1 protein-coding gene is annotated in these 502 nt (G+C 54.8%); it reads right to left on the bottom strand.

What is annotated here, in order from left to right:
* A partial coding sequence (locus tag AACY49_RS30445) for an IS110 family transposase (protein ID WP_339527985.1) occupies positions 1-502 on the bottom strand: 502 nt, incomplete at both ends.

Below are 502 nucleotides of genomic sequence, written 5' to 3'. Positions count from 1 at the left end.
GTCAGGCAGCGGCGGCCTTTCTTTTTACCTGAGTCCGATATGCGCAGATCCAGGCCTAGAAAAGCGATGAAAGCGTCGGCGTTTCTGAAGTCCCCACGCTGAAAGGATGCGAGCAAGCGGGCACCGGTCAACGTACCTATGCCTTCTACTTTCATGCAACGCTTGAGCTGAGCGCCTAAACCGGCTTCGTCTATCTGCGTCAGGATCGTTTTCTCCAGCAGGATTTCCAGTCTTTGCATGGCGTTTATCTGATTTTTGAAAGCGGTTTTGAGCAACGGCTCATTCTCCCAGCTCTGCTTGAGGCTGACACGAGCCTGGACCAAAGCCGCACGACGCCGGAAAAGACTGATAAGTCGGCAATACAAGGGCGGCGGCGGTGTCCAGGGGCGTAAGTGGTCCCCTTCGTTTGTCAGATAACGGGCCAGTAATCGGGCATCCAGCGCATCAGTTTTAGCGCGAACGTTCACGCCTTTGCGGTAATGGCTGAGCTCATAACCGCCAA

Origin of the sequence: Pseudomonas sp. EL_65y_Pfl2_R96 (assembly GCF_963970905.1) — a bacterium.
In the GTDB taxonomy this organism is placed as follows: Bacteria; Pseudomonadota; Gammaproteobacteria; order Pseudomonadales; family Pseudomonadaceae; genus Aquipseudomonas.
The sequence above is the reverse complement of the archived record's forward strand: the minus strand, read 5'-3'. Positions and strand labels throughout refer to the sequence as shown.